The 17,671-nt window shown below is 43.7% G+C and carries 18 protein-coding genes and 1 pseudogene; 8 read left to right on the top strand and 11 right to left on the bottom strand.

The genetic code is table 11. The features are described from left to right. Nucleotides 1-17: 17 nt before the first annotated feature. Nucleotides 18-257 carry a DUF3624 domain-containing protein gene (locus L5M71_RS19600; protein ID WP_263179721.1) on the top strand — a complete coding sequence of 80 codons (240 nt, stop codon included), beginning with the start codon at nucleotides 18-20 and terminating at the stop codon, nucleotides 255-257. A 25-nt stretch (nucleotides 258-282) separates the two neighbouring features. On the opposite strand, the gene L5M71_RS19605 is transcribed toward L5M71_RS19600, so the two are convergent. Then, on the bottom strand, nucleotides 283-1,908 hold the full coding sequence (locus tag L5M71_RS19605) for a peptide MFS transporter (RefSeq protein WP_263209283.1): 1,626 nt from the start codon (nucleotides 1,906-1,908) through the stop codon (nucleotides 283-285). 690 nt (nucleotides 1,909-2,598) lie between these two features. On the opposite strand from L5M71_RS19605, the gene L5M71_RS19610 reads away from it, so the two are divergent. From L5M71_RS19610 to L5M71_RS19635, 6 genes are all read left to right on the top strand, one after another. Beyond that, a complete protein-coding gene (locus L5M71_RS19610; protein ID WP_263209285.1) occupies nucleotides 2,599-3,585 on the top strand; it encodes a TerC family protein in 987 nt (328 codons plus the stop codon). Nucleotides 3,586-3,796: 211 nt separating this feature from the next. Further along, nucleotides 3,797-5,335 carry a hypothetical protein gene (locus L5M71_RS19615; RefSeq protein WP_263209287.1) on the top strand — a complete coding sequence of 513 codons (1,539 nt, stop codon included), beginning with the start codon at nucleotides 3,797-3,799 and terminating at the stop codon, nucleotides 5,333-5,335. Nucleotides 5,336-5,505: 170 nt separating this feature from the next. Beyond that, nucleotides 5,506-7,227, top strand: coding sequence for a phospho-sugar mutase (locus L5M71_RS19620; protein WP_263209289.1), 1,722 nt, complete (start codon nucleotides 5,506-5,508; stop codon nucleotides 7,225-7,227). Between the two features lie 175 nt (nucleotides 7,228-7,402). Beyond that, the gene (locus tag L5M71_RS19625) at nucleotides 7,403-7,786 is read left to right on the top strand and encodes a VOC family protein (protein WP_263209291.1); all 384 of its coding nucleotides are present in this window, start codon (nucleotides 7,403-7,405) and stop codon (nucleotides 7,784-7,786) included. 88 nt (nucleotides 7,787-7,874) lie between these two features. Continuing rightward, a complete protein-coding gene (locus L5M71_RS19630; RefSeq protein WP_219250266.1) occupies nucleotides 7,875-8,324 on the top strand; it encodes a GyrI-like domain-containing protein in 450 nt (149 codons plus the stop codon). A gap of 109 nt (nucleotides 8,325-8,433) precedes the next feature. Continuing rightward, the gene (locus L5M71_RS19635; protein ID WP_263204208.1) at nucleotides 8,434-9,147 is read left to right on the top strand and encodes a helix-turn-helix transcriptional regulator; all 714 of its coding nucleotides are present in this window, start codon (nucleotides 8,434-8,436) and stop codon (nucleotides 9,145-9,147) included. Between the two features lie 105 nt (nucleotides 9,148-9,252). Here L5M71_RS19635 and L5M71_RS19640 read toward each other — a convergent pair whose 3' ends face one another. From L5M71_RS19640 to L5M71_RS19680, 9 genes are all read right to left on the bottom strand, one after another. After that, the gene (locus tag L5M71_RS19640) at nucleotides 9,253-10,545 is read right to left on the bottom strand and encodes an aerolysin family beta-barrel pore-forming toxin (protein ID WP_263209293.1); all 1,293 of its coding nucleotides are present in this window, start codon (nucleotides 10,543-10,545) and stop codon (nucleotides 9,253-9,255) included. A 710-nt stretch (nucleotides 10,546-11,255) separates the two neighbouring features. Next, on the bottom strand, nucleotides 11,256-11,558 hold the full coding sequence (locus tag L5M71_RS19645) for an AzlD domain-containing protein (RefSeq protein ID WP_011789923.1): 303 nt from the start codon (nucleotides 11,556-11,558) through the stop codon (nucleotides 11,256-11,258). Next, nucleotides 11,555-12,394 carry an AzlC family ABC transporter permease gene (locus tag L5M71_RS19650; protein WP_173245690.1) on the bottom strand — a complete coding sequence of 280 codons (840 nt, stop codon included), beginning with the start codon at nucleotides 12,392-12,394 and terminating at the stop codon, nucleotides 11,555-11,557. The genes L5M71_RS19645 and L5M71_RS19650 overlap by 4 nt, the downstream gene beginning before the upstream one ends. A 125-nt stretch (nucleotides 12,395-12,519) precedes the next feature. Next, nucleotides 12,520-13,356, bottom strand: a complete 837-nt coding sequence (locus tag L5M71_RS19655) for an AraC family transcriptional regulator (RefSeq protein WP_263209295.1) — start codon at nucleotides 13,354-13,356, stop codon at nucleotides 12,520-12,522. Between the two features lie 188 nt (nucleotides 13,357-13,544). Beyond that, nucleotides 13,545-14,201, bottom strand: coding sequence for a Vat family streptogramin A O-acetyltransferase (locus L5M71_RS19660; protein ID WP_263209297.1), 657 nt, complete (start codon nucleotides 14,199-14,201; stop codon nucleotides 13,545-13,547). Between the two features lie 30 nt (nucleotides 14,202-14,231). Then, nucleotides 14,232-14,747 carry a ClbS/DfsB family four-helix bundle protein gene (locus tag L5M71_RS19665; protein ID WP_263209300.1) on the bottom strand — a complete coding sequence of 172 codons (516 nt, stop codon included), beginning with the start codon at nucleotides 14,745-14,747 and terminating at the stop codon, nucleotides 14,232-14,234. A 57-nt stretch (nucleotides 14,748-14,804) separates the two neighbouring features. Further along, nucleotides 14,805-15,122 carry a hypothetical protein gene (locus L5M71_RS19670; protein WP_263211657.1) on the bottom strand — a complete coding sequence of 106 codons (318 nt, stop codon included), beginning with the start codon at nucleotides 15,120-15,122 and terminating at the stop codon, nucleotides 14,805-14,807. A gap of 829 nt (nucleotides 15,123-15,951) precedes the next feature. Beyond that, nucleotides 15,952-16,404: a hypothetical protein gene (locus L5M71_RS19675; RefSeq protein ID WP_113938873.1), complete on the bottom strand. Its 453-nt coding sequence runs from the start codon at nucleotides 16,402-16,404 to the stop codon at nucleotides 15,952-15,954. 138 nt (nucleotides 16,405-16,542) lie between these two features. Continuing rightward, nucleotides 16,543-17,040 (bottom strand): DUF2938 domain-containing protein, encoded by a 498-nt coding sequence (locus L5M71_RS19680; protein ID WP_263209302.1) that lies wholly within the window; start codon nucleotides 17,038-17,040, stop codon nucleotides 16,543-16,545. Between the two features lie 79 nt (nucleotides 17,041-17,119). Between L5M71_RS19680 and L5M71_RS19685 the strand changes: the two genes are divergently transcribed. After that, entirely contained in the window at nucleotides 17,120-17,446 is a 327-nt protein-coding gene (locus tag L5M71_RS19685; RefSeq protein WP_263209303.1) for a MerR family transcriptional regulator, read from the top strand. On the opposite strand, the pseudogene L5M71_RS19690 reads toward L5M71_RS19685, so the two are convergent. After that, a pseudogene (locus L5M71_RS19690) lies at nucleotides 17,434-17,671 on the bottom strand (ISAs1 family transposase); the annotation flags it as partial. The gene L5M71_RS19685 and the pseudogene L5M71_RS19690 sit on opposite strands and share 13 nt — an antisense overlap.

Consider the following 17,671-nt stretch of genomic DNA (forward strand, 5'->3'; position numbering starts at 1 on the left):
CATGTTATTGGGGATTTATGAGTTGCGGTGATTGTAAAACGTCAATTTTCAGACAAAAGATTGGTCGCTGCAAACGCTGTATGTGGCAGCTTACGGCTTTATCGGCCATCGGCTGGCCGCTGTGGTGGTGGCTTTATCGTGATGCGCCTAGGGATGTAAACTCGATTGCATTACTGTTTTTCTGCGCGGCTTTTACGGGGTTACTTACTTTGCACCTTATCGTCTTGGCTTACCGTCGCCTCAGAGGGCGAAAGTAAGCCAACCGACTTTCTGTTTGTGTGCTTAAACTGAGTTAGTCGCCATTTTCTCGTGCATCATTTTTTTCATTAATGGCGCAAGGGCAAAGAAGACTAATGCCATCACCACGCCAATTTGCGCCGAGAAGATAAACAGTTGCTCGTATAGCGCCATCGCACTCGGTACGTCACTTATCACGCCGCCTTGGGTATCAATCGCGGCGAGTTTGTTTAATTCGGCGGCTAAGATTTCAGAGTATGAAGTGCCAAGGAACCAAGCACCCATCATCAGGCTGACTACGCGTTTTACCGAAAGCTGAGTCACGGCAGATAAGCCTATGGGCGACAACAATAATTCCCCGATTTCTAATACAAAATAAGCCGCGACTAAGAACCAAATACTCACTAAGCCACTGCTTAGCGGCATCTGGATCCCGAGCACAAGCACCATAAAGGATAAACCCGCGAACAAAATACCGAGTGCAGTTTTAACCGGTTTACTCGGGTCACAATTTTTACGGGCGAGGGCAGGCCACAGCCAAGCGAAGATAGGCGACAAACTGATCACAAAGAAGGCGCCGAGGAAGGTCAATTGTCCGGCACTCCATTCGAGGCCGAACATGTTACGGTCCATCACACGGTCCGAAAATGCTACCCAAGAGCCATAGGTCTGCTCATATAAGCCAAAGAAGACCAAACCCGCAACGATGAAAAGCAGCAAAGCCGACATTTGTTGACGTTCAATCGGATTACAATGTTTCACCATGAACCAGCCAATACCAAGGGCAAGCACTAGTGATACTGAGTGCAAGAACCAAATCACTGGGCTCACTGCGGGTAATAAACTGCTAATCGAAAGTACTAGGGAGTGGGTTTGAATCAACCCCCAGACTATGATTACGCTGCCAATTGCGCTTAAGTAAATCCATTGTTCTGTCGTTATGCCGGCGGTTTTCTTTAAAATCCGCGCAGGATCTCTGGGTTCGGCGAAGCCTTGCAGATGTTTCTTGCCACGAATAAACACCAATAAACCCGCTAACATCCCCAAACCTGCCAAACCAAAACCGTACTTCCAGCCATAGGTTTCACCTAAATAAGCGCAAATTAGCGGGGCTAAGGTGGCGCCTAAGTTGATGCCCGCGTAGAAAATGGTAAAACCAGAATCTCGCTTAGCGGATGATTTAGGATAAAGCTGACCGACTATGGTGGAAATATTGGGTTTTAAAAAGCCCACACCGACAATGATTAAGGCGAGGGATAAATAGAATACTTGCAGCGCTTGTTCATCCCGTTGAATTTCACCTGCAACGATAACCGCTTGATGGCCTTCAAAGGCCATACCTAAGTGGCCGAGCACCAATAAAACACCGCCAAAGATCACCGCTTTGCGCATGCCGATATAGCGGTCGGCCAATAAGCCACCCACTACGGGCATGGCATACACTAAGGCACCGTAAGCACCAATCACGTTGTAACCAAATTCGTCGGTAAACAGATGATATTTAATCAGGTAAAGAAACAGTAATGCTTTCATACCGTAGAAAGAGAAGCGTTCCCACATTTCGGTAAAAAAGCAGACAAATAAGCCTTTAGGATGCCCAAATAGCATTTCAGCTGGGGGCGAGCCTTGTGGGCCCTGCATTGCGTGCGGCGGGTTTTGTTCTATTGACACTTAAGACTCCCAATGCTGGCACTTTATGCGCCGAGCAGCTAATGATTCATTTTATCGTAATGAATTTTATTAATTATTTTTCATTATTTGTGATTATCGCGGCGCTTTTGATCGCTAAAAGACGGCGCTGTTGCAGCAGTTAATCACACTCGGATGATATGGAACAGCCAAGGGTCTTGAAAGTGATGAATATTTTGTATAACTAACATTTTTAGCCGTTCTTTAAGGCTCGCTATAGCAATACTAAGCGGTTAAATTAATTCATTTTCAGTTAAGAAATGAGTGCTAAATAGTGGCCATAATTCAACTGTGGCAGTTTTATCCTAGCGGCTTTAGCCTTGATTTAGCTGTAGTTCGTCGTTTAATGGATAGTGTAAGTTTTATGTTTGATAACGATTTTGTATTATTGGTAGGGTATCTACGCACTTGTTCGAGGCTGCTATCTAAAGGAATGTCACGAATGGGTGGGTTAGATGATTTTCTCAGGGAAGCGCTGTGATTGGGAAGTGAACTTATTCGAAGTATAAGTATAAATAAGCACCATAATCATATTGATTGTAAAAGAATTTTAATCTTGATAGTTGCATTTTTCATATAAGATTTCACAGTTTATATTTCTATAATGAGTTAATGTTTATCTGCTCAACTTTACTGATTTAGATCAGTCGTTATGTGTTACTAAGGAGACTTATGGAGTTTTTTACCACCCTATTTGTGGGTTACCCGCTTTGGGTTTGGTTAATGTTTTTCGGTTTTGTGCTGGCGTTATTAGCCTTTGACCTTGGTGTATTGCACAAGGAGCAGCATGAAATTACCGTGGCTGAAAGTTTAAAACTTTCAGCCTTTTATATCTGTATGGGCTTATTGTTTGGGGCTTGGCTCTGGTGGTACAAGGGGTCAACCGCAGGTATGGAATACCTAACGGGCTATCTGATTGAAAAATCACTGTCTATGGATAACGTATTTGTTATCGCGTTAATCTTCAGTAGCTTAGGTATCCCACGTTTATACCAACATAGAGTGCTCTTCTGGGGCATTATGGGCGTAATAGTGTTGCGCGCCATTATGATCGGTCTTGGGGCTGTGCTTGTTGCCCAGTATCAAGGTGTACTTGTGTTATTTGGACTCTTCTTGATTTTCACTGGCGTGAAAATGCTCTTCTCAAACGATGAGCACGGTGATATCCAAGACAATAAGTTTTATAAATGGTTACGCACTAAGATGCGTTTTACGCCAACGCTGCATAAAGAAAAATTCTGGGTTCGTGGCGAAGATCATCAGTTAATAAAAGGATGGTGGGCGACGCCGTTATTTTTAGCCTTGATCTTAGTGGAAACCGCGGATTTAGTGTTTGCAGTCGACAGTATTCCAGCTATTTTTGCGATTACCCAAGATCCTTTCATCGTCTATACCTCGAATATCTTCGCGATTCTGGGGCTACGTGCTTTGTATTTTGCGTTGGCTGCTATGGTGCACCGTTTCGAATACCTTAAATATGCGCTGTCAGTGGTATTAGTATTTATTGGGGTGAAAGTGGGTTTAGTGTATTTTAACCATGAAGGGTTAGTGGATTTTACTATCCCAACAGCAGTGTCCCTTGGTGTGACTTTTGGTCTGTTAGTCTTAGGTGTCTTGTATTCGCTGTGGAAGACGCGCGGGCAAGAAGTTGAGAAATAGCTTGGACGGCTAGTCCAATAAGCAATATGTTTCGGCCGTTTAGTCATGCTAAACGGCCTTTTTTATATCCTTAATATGTGAATCGTTAAGCTTTACAGAGGATGTTAAAAAATGAGGATATTAAAAATTAGTCTATGCTTAATTCGAGCCGTTGTTAGTTTTAGGCTCACAAAGGGAGTTTTTAGGACTAATACTCTTCAAGGACGATATTATGAAACTCAACATTACCGCCATACTTCTGCTCACCGTTTGTTCATTGACAGCAGTCAACGTAAAAGCTGCAGATAAACAATCGACGAACATTACATCTAATGCAAATTCAACCTGTACTGGAGCCTATCCAAGTTACTTCCAAGATCCTGCTTTTACAAAAACAGGTATGTGGGATAATCAGGTCACCATCAATCAAGCCTATCCGGGCTGGAAGGGGCCTATTTTTAGCCTCAGTGATGCTTATTCGAGTGCTAAACCAGATAGCGCTGCACCTTGGCTTAAATTCAATCCCTTCGATAAAAATCTGAGTGAAAGTGATAAAAATACCCAAGCTGAGCAATACCTCTGGGCTGTGATGAAGTACATCCAAGAGGGAAACATCGACAAAGGTGATGTCAGTAAAGACTGGGATCTGTGTAACAACAAGGTGCGCTCTTGGTACCATATTCCCTATCAGACCTATGATCCCATGAGTGGGCGGGAATTTATCCATGGCTTGACCCGAGAAGCCCCCGTTACTATGGAGATAAAAGGCCAAGGCTCCCTTAAAACCACTATGTGGGCGGTGGGTTTTTATAATCCTCAGGCGGCAAACAGCATTGGCAAGGTATGGACGGGGGCGCCATCACCTGTGATGCCCCAGCAAAACTTTGCATTTAATGAAGGCAGTGTGATTGGCAAGTTACTGTTCACTACTGCAACGCCTAATAACTATCCTTTCCTTGAAAATGTACCTGTTTGGCAAGCCAATATCAGTGCCAGTGATTTCTGTGTATGTAAAAACGCCGATGGCAGTGCCTGTAGTTTCCAACAGGAAACAGAGCAATGCCCGCGCTCTGTCGCCGATGTGTACTTATTGCAGTTTGATATTGCAGTGCGCGACAGCCGTTCACCCGTGGGCTGGGCCTATGGCACTTTTGTCGCCGATGGTCAGTTTAAAGCGAAAGAGAAAAATCCTTGGGATCGTATCTCACCTCTGGGATTAATGTGGGGGAATGACACGCCGCCAGCAACAGTGGGAGCGGCAGCATTCCCTCAAAACCCAATCACAGGGCTTAAGGATAGCGCCGTATTTCAAGAGGTCGTTGGCCGTTTGAATGAGCACACCAATGCGGGACACTTAGGGTGTAATGGGCGTTTAAATGGCCCTGCGGATAATGCATTAAGTAGCTGTTTATCTTGCCATCAAACCGCATCCGTTCCTGATAGCACTAATAATACTCCGGCAATCATGTACCAATTTGCTTCGTATCAAGAGCCGGGCAGTGGTCAATGTTTAACATCGCCCAGCGCCCTCGATTTATCGATTGACCAAGTGTACTTCAAAACCTTTATGTGTTCTGCGTCCTTCGTTGGACCCAGTAACATAGTCCCTGCACCTAAATATACTCAAGGGCAAAAACAGTGGATTTCTACTGATTTTTCGTTGCAGCTCAGTATCAGTCTCACCCAGTGGCAAGAATGGCAACAAGACCAAGATAATCTGAAAAAGAATATCAAAGTGCGCGTATTCGAGGGTACTTTACCCTCTCGTTAATGTTGAAGTTTGTTTAAGGTTAACACCAACGCACTATCCGGCATGAATGACCAGATAGTGCGTTTTTTATGGCAATACCCATGGCTCATTTTGAAATTAATGCAAATTAGCTTGTTCTTCTACGTGCTTTTTCCTAAGGTGATTGCAAATGATTTTCAATGAGGCGTGATATGAATACCCATCTGCAGTTACAGGTAAACCATTGGCTTGAAAATGATCCTGACCCTCGCACTCAAGCCCAGTTACAAACCCTAATTGATAGCGGCAATGAAGCTGAACTCGCAGCGCGCTTTGCGGGTCGCTTGGAATTTGGCACCGCAGGATTACGCGGTGTCGTCGGTGCTGGGCCTATGGGGATGAACCGTTTGGTGATCCGCCAAACCTCTGCTGGTCTTGGTGCTTATCTACTTGATCAGATTAAAGATGCCGCCGAGCGCGGCGTGGTGATTGGTTATGATGGCCGCCACGATTCATTTAATTTTGCCCATGATGCAGCGAGTGTGCTCACCGCTATGGGGATTAAGGTACGCTTAACGTCCAAAGTAGCGCCAACGCCGTTGGTGGCCTTTGGGGTAAAACATTTTAATGCGGCAGCGGGCATTGTGGTGACCGCGAGTCATAACCCGCCGCAATACAATGGCTATAAAGTCTATTGGGAGAATGGCGCGCAGATTATTCCGCCCCACGACTCTGGCATTGCCGCGCAAATTGAGCGCGCCGCAAATCAAGCGATTCCGTTTTTAGAGCATGATGACGCGGTAACACAAGGTAAGTTAATTATCCTGCAGGACGATTTTTACCAAAGCTATCGTCATGGCGTGCAGCAAGCTGAGGTGCTGCAAAACCATACCGCTCCTGAAAAGGTCAGTTTAGCCTATACCGCCATGCACGGTGTGGGTGCCGAAATGGCTGAAACGGTATTGAAAGATGCAGGTTTCACCCAAGTGTATTCGGTTGCCTCCCAGCGTGAACCCGATGGGGATTTCCCGACGGTGAACTTCCCAAACCCTGAAGAAAAGGGTGCGATGGATTTAGTGATTGCCGAGGCGAAAAAACACGGCGCTATGCTCGCCTGTGCTAACGATCCCGATGCCGACCGTTTTGCGGTTGCAGTGCGTAAAGAGGATGGCGAGTATCAGATGCTGACGGGCGATCAAGTCGGTGTGCTCTTTGGGCATTACTTGTTATCTCACGCCAAAGATAATCAACGACTTACGGGCACAACGATAGTGTCATCGAGCCTGTTATCTAAAATTGCTCAATGGTTTGGCACGCAAAGCTTTACCACGCTCACCGGCTTTAAGTGGCTGATGAATGTAGGGATTGCAAAAACTTCGCCTGAGGATCAATTCCTGTTTGCCTATGAAGAAGCCCTTGGCTATACGGTGGGCAGTATGGTGTGGGATAAAGATGGCTTGTCGGCGCTGGTGGCATTTGCCCAATTGACTGCCGAGCTGGTGGCGAAGGGGCAAACGATTTGGGACAGACTCGAGCAAATTTACCGTGAGCATGGGTTCCATCTCAATGCGCAGGTGAGCATTGCCTTAAAACCTGACACGCCCAATATTGGCGCCTATTTGCGCGAGCATCCACCGGTTAAGATTGGTGAGTTAGATGTGCTCTCAACCGATGATTTAAAGGCACTTGAGCGTCGTTTTGCCGATGGAAATGTTGAGAAAATCGACTTACCACCGAGCGATGTATTGACTTACTGCTTAGCGGGCGGGGCTCGGGTGATCGTCAGACCATCTGGCACAGAACCTAAAATTAAGTGCTACTACGAAGTGGTAGAAACTATGGTTGATACAGATACCTTAGCCAGCGCCCAAGCGAGGGCGAGCAAAGCCATGGATGATTTTATTCAGGCACATCAAGCCAGTTTGCCAAAATAATCTTGGTTGCTGGTTAAGTTAAAACGCCAAAATTCACTTTTATTAAAAGGCTACTGACATCATGCTGTCAGTAGCCTTGTTTTATTCTTGTTGTCGCCCGTTAATGATTCTGTCCTGAATTGTACGAATAAGGCTTTGAATCATTGATATTTTTTTCAACAAGGAGAAAGTGAAAATGTTATCTATTGCACCGTTAGTTTGGGGTGAAATTCCTGTCAGTGACATGAACCGTGCTGTTGCTTTTTATCAGCAGCATTTTGGGGTCGAGTTTAAACGTGACGATATGGAAGACATGGAATATGCGAGCATAGTCACTGAGGATGCGAGTGCGGCGAGCATAGGGCTAGTCAAATGCAGCATGAGCCAGCCATCGATGCAGGGCAGCACAGTGTATTTGCATTTCAGCACCCACTTACAACCGCTAGTGGATAAACTCACTGCCGCCAATGTGAATATTTTGCTGCCAGTGACGCCGATTAATGGTGGAGAGTGTGGTTACATCGCGTTATTTGCCGATAGTGAAGGCAATAAAGTCGGTCTGTGGTCTAAGGATAAGTAGTCTCGAGTGTTAAATTTTTAGCGTCGTGTCCTTAAGGCACGACGCTAACATTAACCTATTGGTTTAGATTTTTATGGAAGAAACAAAAATGGATGTGATTTATATTGATGCTCGACCGTTACTTGGACTAAGCACCCGCACGAATAATCGGGCAGAAATGTCTGTCGATAGCGCTAAAATTGGCAGTTTATGGCAAGCCTTTTTTGAATCATCCCAGCTAACCGCTATGCTCAATTCGCCCATGTATGGCGTGTATTATGACTATGAGTCAGACATGAATGGCGAGTTTTCTGTACTGGTGGGTAAGGCAATTGATGCCCCTGTTGATGCAAGTCATTTTACGTCATTGGAGCTTAACGCGGGCAAGTACCTAAAATTCACCGCTCAGGGTGATATGCCCCAGTGTGTTATCGACCTCTGGGGGCAAGTGTGGGGTTATTTTAGCGCGGCTGATTGCTCTCATCAGCGACGCTATCAAACGGATTTTGAAGTCTATCTTAGTGCTACTGAGGTTGAGATCTATATCGGGATTTTATGATTCAAATCGTAAAAACACTCAAGTGTGTATTCAAGGACATACCAGCGATTGACCTAGGGTAATAATACGTAATCAACTGATTGATAGATAAAGGGTTAAACTAGAGCTAATGCGCCGTGCTGATCGCCTATTTCAAATAGTGCAAATTCTCAAACACAAACGCCTGACCACGGCCCAAGAATTGGCTGAACGGTTAGAGGTTTCTACACGCACGATTTACCGTGATGTGCAGGACCTGTGTTTAAGTGGCATTCCTATTGAAGGGGAAGCGGGTGTCGGCTATTTGTTGCGCCATGAGGTTAATGTTCCGCCCTTGATGTTTAACGAAGCCGAACTGGAAGCGATTCAAGTTGGCATGCGTATGGTGCAAACTTGGGGTGGTAAGGAGCTTGGTAGCGCCGCGAGGCAGGCGATGATTAAAGTCGAAGCTGTGTTGCCTAAACGATTACAAGCCTATCAATCCTTAATGTTTTCACCGGATTTTTACCTCGACTCCAATGAGTTTCAATTCCTCGATCCCTTGCGTAATGCGGCTCAGCACCGCGAATACGTCAAACTCTTCTACCAAGATGTCAAACTGGATGTTACCGAGCGGGAAGTTAGGCCGCTCGCCATCTATTTTTGGCGTGGCACTTGGACCTTACTGACATGGTGTGAGCTACGTGCTGATTTTCGTAATTTCAGGGTCGATCGCATCACAGGTCTTGTGCGGTTAAACCGTCATTTTGATCTCACTCTTGGGCAAGAGCTTGAAGATTATATTTGCCTGATGGATGAGCAATCGAAGGCGCGAGCAGAAGCGAAAGAAAAGCCACTCGAATGAGTGGCTTTGTATTACATTTCTAATTTGCTAGTAACGGGCTAGTTGTATCGAGATCTCTCTGATACTAGTGTCATAGCTGTTATTGAGAGTCTAAGTTCACCGTTTTTAATTGTTTAACATGACTTCGCTTGATTGCGAAATATGCAGTTTTTTGATTAAACCATCTTCATCATTGTTTTGGAGCTCGCCGACGACAACCTGAATATTGCGACTCAGTCCTAATTTTTGAGCGCTTTTAGGACGATTAGCAATGTCTTCATCCGTTAGTGGATAGGATTCACTCGCATCGATATTAAATTGACTCGAATCTATTGCGGTAAATTTACCGCTGATAGGTGCGCCATGTTGTCTAACAATATTCGCCAATTGCCACTCAAACCCACTTTTTGACTGTGCAGAATTAATCGCAGCAGGCCAATCCCATACACCATAACCGTTTATATCTTGATGAAGATATTGATCGACTAAGTCTTCTGGTCCATTAAAATTATTCGCATTCGCTCCGCCAAAGGTGTAAGGGAAGTTAGGTCTATTTGTCGGATGATTAATATGCGCATTACCACCCCATTTTAATAAGTTCTCATATTTTATATCGTACATCATATATAAACTTGAGGTGTATGGGACATCCGCTTTTTGTTTAAACAGAGTGATTGAGATATAACGTTTGCTGCGAGGAGGCATAATTGCGCGGTACTGTGCCTGACTCGAAATCGTTGTACTTTTACCGTCAGTTTCACTCCAGCCTTGGCTGGCGGAAAATTCGGCGCTGATTTCAGAACTCGCTCCACCTATTCCTGGAATACCCACTTCATATTTATTGGTTACGCCAATTTTCTCGGAGAAGGAGAAATTATCGGTTTTGGCCCAGCTAGTGGTGTAATCATAGTTTAGGGTGGCGACACCGGTATCTTCGGTATCGCCCCAGTTATAGATAACCACAGGAGCAGTATAAATAGCCTCACGATCATAAACTTGAGGTGAACCTAACTTTAGACTTTGAGGATTAGTGACGAAATGAATATTTTGTAAATTTACCTTCAAACGTTCATTCGCTCTGTAGCCGCTTGCATAAGGATCATTACCGTTATAGCGGGCTTTAAGACTGTATTCGTTGCTCGATTCTCTTCTGACTTCGATGTCTTCACCAACATACTGGGATGCTGTACCGCCAGCCCATGCATATCCGAGATGGTGTCCTAAGGAGAATAACGAGCTGATAAACGAGGGGTCGTTAATTGCATCATTTTTAAGCGAATCAAGATCAGGGGCTGCGTGTTCTACCATTGACAGTTTTGGAATAGTATTCGGAATAGCAGCTTCGGCCAACAAAGAAACAGTTCCAAGTGCGGTTAAACAGGATAAAGTTAATATACCCAGGCTAGATTTTGTTCTCATGATTGTTCCTTTATTTTAATAAAATACGTCCTTTCATTGAGAGCGCCGATGGCAATTATATGTAGTTCTAAATCATATAAATAATCATTACTGCTAGGCACATCTAAAAACTAGCACTTTTATTTTTATTAAACAAAATAAAAATGAATTAATTTTAGGTGTGTTTCAACCCGGTTAAAAGTGTTAATTACTTTATTTTTAAACGGTATTTAGAACTTTATAATATAGTGTATTTACTTTAATTTTTAGCGGGTTGGTTTTTGAATGTGGATTAATATCTATGCGGCATTTTATTATGTAAAACTTTTTTAAATGGACTCTTTATTCCGATAGCTATACCGAGAACTATACTGAGATTAATGCCGTAATAGATGCTGTAAATAACATTTTTGAATGGACGTTTTTAGAGACTAAATAGTTTGAATATGGTTAGGTTAAGTATTTTGTTTGAGTCTTTGTTATTGCTGATAAATATCATCACTCTTCCATTATCGTCGATGTGTGAAATACCGTTAAAGCCGATACTGTTAGTTGCACAGACATAAGAGCCTAAATACATGAAGATTGTGGAAGATCAAGATAACGTGGAAGTGATTTTCTAGGGGGCGATGTCTCAGAGGGGGGTTAGGCTGTGTAAAAGAGTGGTAGGAACGGTGTCAGTGATTGATGCAAGAGTCAGTGCCGTTGCTGAGCACTGACTCTTTGTTGACTTAGTGGATAAAGAAAAACAGTCCCATACTCAGCACTGTGGTTAGCAAGGTATTACGGGTGACGAGCGCCAACACAGTAGCGACTATGGCGCAGATGAGATAGCTGTTATCTAGGCTGAGATCAAGCTGACCTTCTTGCACAAACACTATGGGTGCAAAGATTGCAGTGAGTACCGCAGGGGCTGAGTAACTTAAAAAGGTTTGGGTGCCCTTACTTAATCGCAGCGGTAATTTAGGTTCGAGCAGTAAATGACGACTGATAAACACAACCGCCGCCATTGAGAAAATCATTAACCAAATCATGCTTTTTCTCCTGACAATGTTTTTGTCTTAATGTCAGTCCCAACTCCAGTATCCACTTCTGTTTTGGTCTGTGCGCTTGCTAACTGACTGGCGGATTGTTCCGCGCGTTCCGCTTCCTTGGTCACTTTGGCGTAAAGTACACCTGCCGTCATTCCCGCAATGGCGGCAATGAGCAGTCCCGCTTGAATTTTAAAAACGGCGCATACCACTGCTAGGGTGAGCGAGACTAATACACAGACGAGAATCGATGGTTTTTTTATGGTAGGAACGACCAGAGCGATGAAGGTGGCTGCGATGGCAAAATCTAATCCCATCTCATCTAAATTCTCGATCGCATTGCCCGCCACTATGCCAAGTAGTGTGGCTATGTTCCAACCGATATAGAAACTCAAACCGCCGCCAAGGGCGTACCAAGGGTCGAACTTATGTAATTTGCCTTGATTGGCGATGGCAAACAGTTCATCTGTGAGCAAAAAGCCCAATGTTAGGCGCCACTTTAACGGCAACGGACTGATTTGACTGCGCATCGCCATTGCATATAACAGATGGCGTGAGGTGATGAGTAACGTCGTAATTAAGATACTCCACAGACCAATACCAGCTTTCACCATGCCGAGTGCCACTAATTGAGCCGCGCCCGCAAAGATAATCGCCGACATAGCTTGGCTCTCAATGGGCGTTAGCCCAACCTCAATGGCGAAGGAGCCCGCTAAAATTCCCCAAGGTACAACCGCTATCGTCAACGGCATCATGGCTAATGTACCTTTTAAAAATGCCTTGGATTTTGTGGGATGCACAGGATAAACATCAGGTTTTATAAGCTTGTCGGTGGTCACTTTGGCTCCTAAAAATAGCGGCGATGGGGTTGCTATTAAACAATGAATGCTTGGATAAGGTTGCTTGCTTAGTCAATCGAGGAGAAAGCAAGAATGAGCATGGCAGATTAACTTAAAGTGGTTGTTTAGGCTTGGATAATATTGCGGCCTATTTCTTTGGCAAATTGCCCTGGTGTTACGCCGACGGTCTTTTTAAAATGTCGATTCAAGTGACTTTGATCGTGAAAACCACAATCGAGGGCGACATCGAGCAGCCGTGTGCCTTGTTTGATTTTTCCTTTGGCGAGTCTCACTCTTGCTTGAATTTGGTAAGCGTGGGGCGGTAAGCCGTAATAACGCTGAAATTGCTTCAGCAAATAATAGGGGCTTAATCCCGCGAGTGTTGCCAGCTCTTCAAGGGAGATGTCGGCTGCAGGATGATCGTCGATAAAGGATTTCACCAGTGCTAACGCAGGCTTCGCGATTACAGCGAGGTCATCGCTTGGGCGATTCTTGCCGTGGCGTGTTATCAACTGCGTCAAGCTGGAATAGACTAAGCTTTCGCGCAGTAATCGATTGTCCGATGAATCTAAAGTCGTAAAGGTGAAACGCAGTAATTCGGCTAATTCAGGATCGTACACCACGGGCTCTGGGAAATAGGGCGCACCACGGTTTGATGCTAGATCACTGTTAATATTGGCAAACTGTGCGGGTACTGGATACATGGCACGATAGGACCAACCGCCCTCTGTGGCGCTACAGCCATTATGGACTTCGTCGGCGTTAACGAGAATGATGCTGTGCTTTGGCGCCACATGGTTGCCACCCGTGCGATAAAAACGCTGCGCCCCCGTTTCAATCACGCCGACTGTATAACCTTCATGGGTGTGCCGACTAAAGTTTTGTTTATGGTAGTGAGCATTGAGTAACTCGAGGCCACCTAATTCATCGGCAATCTGGTATGCCGCATGTTCTGTGTTCACACTAGGCCTCCGAGTTTAGTGTATTAATGGCGGGTTGTGCCTGATAGTAACCCAGAAACCCTCAGTGCTTTTGTACAAAATTGCGCATATAGGATTTTGTTTGCGTTTAATGGCGGTTTTTTAATAATCGTTACTTAATTTTTGTTGCTTGAGGTTTTTCGTTCAGTCTTGCTCGCGACAGGCGTTATTTAGGTTGCCTGCTGTAATGTTGTGAGTTCTGCACCCGCGATAGCCTCTAGGTGTTGAGTGATTTTCTCTATCGGCCAATCCCACCAAGCGATGGCAACAAGCTCATCTATCACAGTTTGCTCGAATCTCAGCTTGATCACTGTGGCAGGATTACCGCCAACCACAGCGTAGGGTGGCACATCTTTTGTCACTACGGATTGACTGGCAACAATGGCGCCGTGGCCAATCTTCACTCCAGGCATGATAGTGGCGTTATAACCAATCCACACGTCGTTACCGATACAGGTGTCGCCCTTAATAGGTAAATCTTCGGGCTTGGGCGCCGCTTTCTCCCAGCCATTGCCGAAGATATAAAAGGGATAAGTTGAAAAGCCAGATACTTGATGATTGGCGCCATTCATAATGAATTTCACGTCTTTCGCAATGGCGCAGAATTTACCGATATTCAGTTTATCGCCAATAAAGTCAAAGTGATAAAGCACATTCGACTCGAACCTTTCAGGACCAGCTGGATCGTCATAATAAGTGTAATCACCGACAATAATGTTCTCGCGGGAAATAAAATTTTTAAGAAAGCCAACCTGAGGAAAGCCTTTCATCGGCGCTTTATCGTTGGGATTTGGACCTAACTGCGGGTGAGTGTGGGTACTTGGCATGAATACCTCCGTGCTTAAAAGAGTTGTTTACTAGGGTAATGCATTGTCTTTTTTGAATCGTCGTACTTTGGTACGCATATTCTTCATCGGGGAGTAAGTATTGAACTGGATCATACGGCCCAGAGTCCATTTATCGTACCAAGTTATGCCGTACAGTTGCTGATCACTGAGACTCGCAATCAGCGTTGACAATTTTTCCATTGTCATTTCATATTCATCAAGTAAATCAGTATATTGCCATTGGCTATATTCATGATGAAATCGCTCTGCTAATAATCCCAGTTGATTCCATTTATAACCCGTATCGGGAAAATCAACGGGGAGTGCTTGCGATGTTAACTCGTACCATTTGAGCACTAATTTACCCCAACCAATAAGGTAAGCGACGGTATCACTTACACTAATTTGTGTACCTTTGATGTTTCCTTCTAAGCTGCACACACGGGACATTTGGGTTGGGATTGAACGATAGTCAGCCATCAATTTGGGGAAAACTGAGTAAATAGCCAATTCAAGTTCTTGTTTTGATTGGGGTACAGATGTCATCACTACCTCGTCTACATTAGATGCTTAGGCTGAGTTTAACATCATCTATTGGGCTATTTAGTATTCACCTGTCACAATAAGCTCTTGTTCAATAGATTCAACAACTAAGGCAAGCGTACTATTGTCTCGCTTAAAGCCGACAGAGCAAATTGCCATCGCGCCGTTACCACAGGTTATTTCGGGGTAATCTGCTGTTATTGGCGTTTCATCTTCTGCTACAGGCGCTAATACCCAGCCTGCAGCCAATAAACTTGATTTCACCTCAGCATACTTTTTACCCCATAACGCGCTGGTGTCCTGTGCTGGAGCATATAGAGGCAATGCGCCAAGACTTAGCATGATCAGTGGGAGAATTATCTTTTGCATGGAAAACATCTCAGTTCCTATGTGATTTTGGGGATGATTGATGGTTAATTTTTAAAGGCTAAATCAACGTCGTGGGGCTTCATCCCACACCTGAATCCCATTAAGCCTTTGGTATGGCTGATAGTCTGTTACTCACAATTAGTGCATTCAAACTATTTATCAATGAGTGTCTCGTTAAATATTTCTTCGTTAAATAATTTAAAAGCAAAGTCAAAGTCGTGGGGCTTCACCCCACACCCGACCAAGGAGGACTGCTCGTCCTATCCTCCTTGGATGCTCCAAGACGCCCCAACGGAGTTGAAAGCCCCTTGTGCTCATTGCCAAATTTGCTATCGCTTCCGAAGGATGCGTCCCTGCACCTGCGAAAGCTACCTTGCCATCCATGGCAAGACTCACGCAATTTGTCTATTCGCCCAGCGGCAACTCCGAGGGGAAGTGTATTCTGTTACTTCGGAGTTAACTGTGAATTCTAAAAGATTCAAGCCAGTCCTGTCTTTCTTACTATGTGGTTTCGGTTGGTCGCTTAGCGCTTATGAGCGTGTTAACAGCATATATTATTCATGGTCCCTCTGCGTATTATCCCTATGTGCATTAGTTGGGGGAATTATGGCTGTTCTTGTTTATTCGTTTTTCCCAATATTTTTCATACAGTATCTGTGTCGATATAAAAATAACAACGAACACACCAGTATCAATAATAAATTTCAATGGATCAAAAGGATCGCTAAAAATATCGTAGTGAAAATCGAAGTATTTGAATAATAATTTTGAGCCAATAAAAGCAAAAATAAAAGAGGTAAAGAACTTCAATGGTTTTTCCTCAAAATATGTTGATAAATTAACCATTCTCTTTGGCGCTTTTGTACTCTTGTTGGGATTGATAAATTCCCAGAATGATCAGGCCAAATACGAAATAGAACAATTTTTGCGCTGAAAACTCGATTGTCAACGTAGGATGTTCTAGGTGGCGGTATAGAATACTGTGAGAAATTGCCTCTGTTATCGTCAGAATAAATGGATAGCTAATTAATGCAATAGACGATATTTTCGCGAATTTGTACGTTTGAGGTTGTTTAATGAATTTTGCAATAAATAGTAACCCAAATGATAGCGTCAGATTGCTTATCCATAAAATAGCCGCCGTAATTCGTACTTGAGTATGACTGGCTTGTTCCGCATCGGGATAAACCTCTAATATCTCCTGCAAGTAGCTTGCTGGGCTCACTAATCCCCAAACAGGGTAAAGGCATAGCAGCACGGCAGTGAGCATTAAAATATATCTGATAAACATCCTTTTTCTCCGACAGATTCTGCTTAGAAAGCTATACTTGTTATACGAATCATTACCTTAGCATTGTTTTTTACAAGTTGCGATTGCTTTAGCTAAACTAAATTATTGTGACAAAAGTTTTTTAATGGATAGCTAAATTTAAACATGAACTAAATATTTCAGGCTTAAAGCAGCAAAAAATAGCCTTAGGCCATAGACGCTATGTGTCAGTAAACTTAGCCACCGAGCTTTCCATGGTGAAGGTGTTTTATTTGCTGCAATCCCAAATCCAAGACAAGGTTGAATGACATAGAAAGGAAACACTATGGTAACAAAACCAGTCATTAGTGCAGGTATCAACGTTGGCTCAAATAACCACATCTCCCCAAAGATTAATACATGAATTAAAGCAATAATAATACCGATAAAATAATGCAGAAACCAACCCAGAAAGGTTTCTCCTTTAACAGATGGGGTTGCCATAATAGGCCGATGAACCAGCTGACCTCTGTAAATAAAAATAAACCAACGTCCCACAAATGCATAGTCAAGAGTTGGATTATGAAGTACGTTTTTTTGCCACCATGACCATGAATCCATTATTAATGTGGCACCAATACCCACTAATATTGACTGTAGCCAAATAGAAATCTCCATTCAGTTTTCCCTCTTGGTATTCTTTCCTGATATTGATATAGTTCAGGCATGGTACAACTTGAAGTCAAGAGTGAATGTTATGGATATTGCAGAGGTATCACGCGAATCAGGATTAGCTCCTTCAACATTGAGATTTTATGAAAAAATTGAACTTATCCAGTCCATTGGCAGAAAAGGACTTAGACGCCAATATGCCCCTAAAATCATTAATAAATTGAATATTATCTCACTTGGACGTATTGCAGGTTTATCATTAAACGAAATCACTACGATGTTTAATGAATCGAATCAATTGACCATTGATCGTAATTTACTGGCGAAAAAAGCATCTGATATTGATCTCAACATTAAGCGGCTAAAAGCAATACGAGATAGTCTTAACCCAGGGGCTGATTACACTTTTTGACCAGTTCCAAAAATAATCTCTTCTCTGAAGTCATCACTCCAACATGCTCGATTAAATTTTTGAGTTTGGCTGGTTTTAGCTGGGTGTAATTTCACCAGATTTAAGGCCCAGCGGCGTAAAATGGCCAAGATACTGGCGCCATCTTCATCATACATTTTCTGCTTATCTTCTTGAAATAGCTTATCTAAAAGCCAATGTTGATTATTTTCAGTTTGCCAATGAGCC

Origin of the sequence: Shewanella sp. SW1 (assembly GCF_025653545.1) — a bacterium.
GTDB classification, from domain to species: Bacteria; Pseudomonadota; Gammaproteobacteria; order Enterobacterales; family Shewanellaceae; genus Shewanella; species Shewanella oncorhynchi.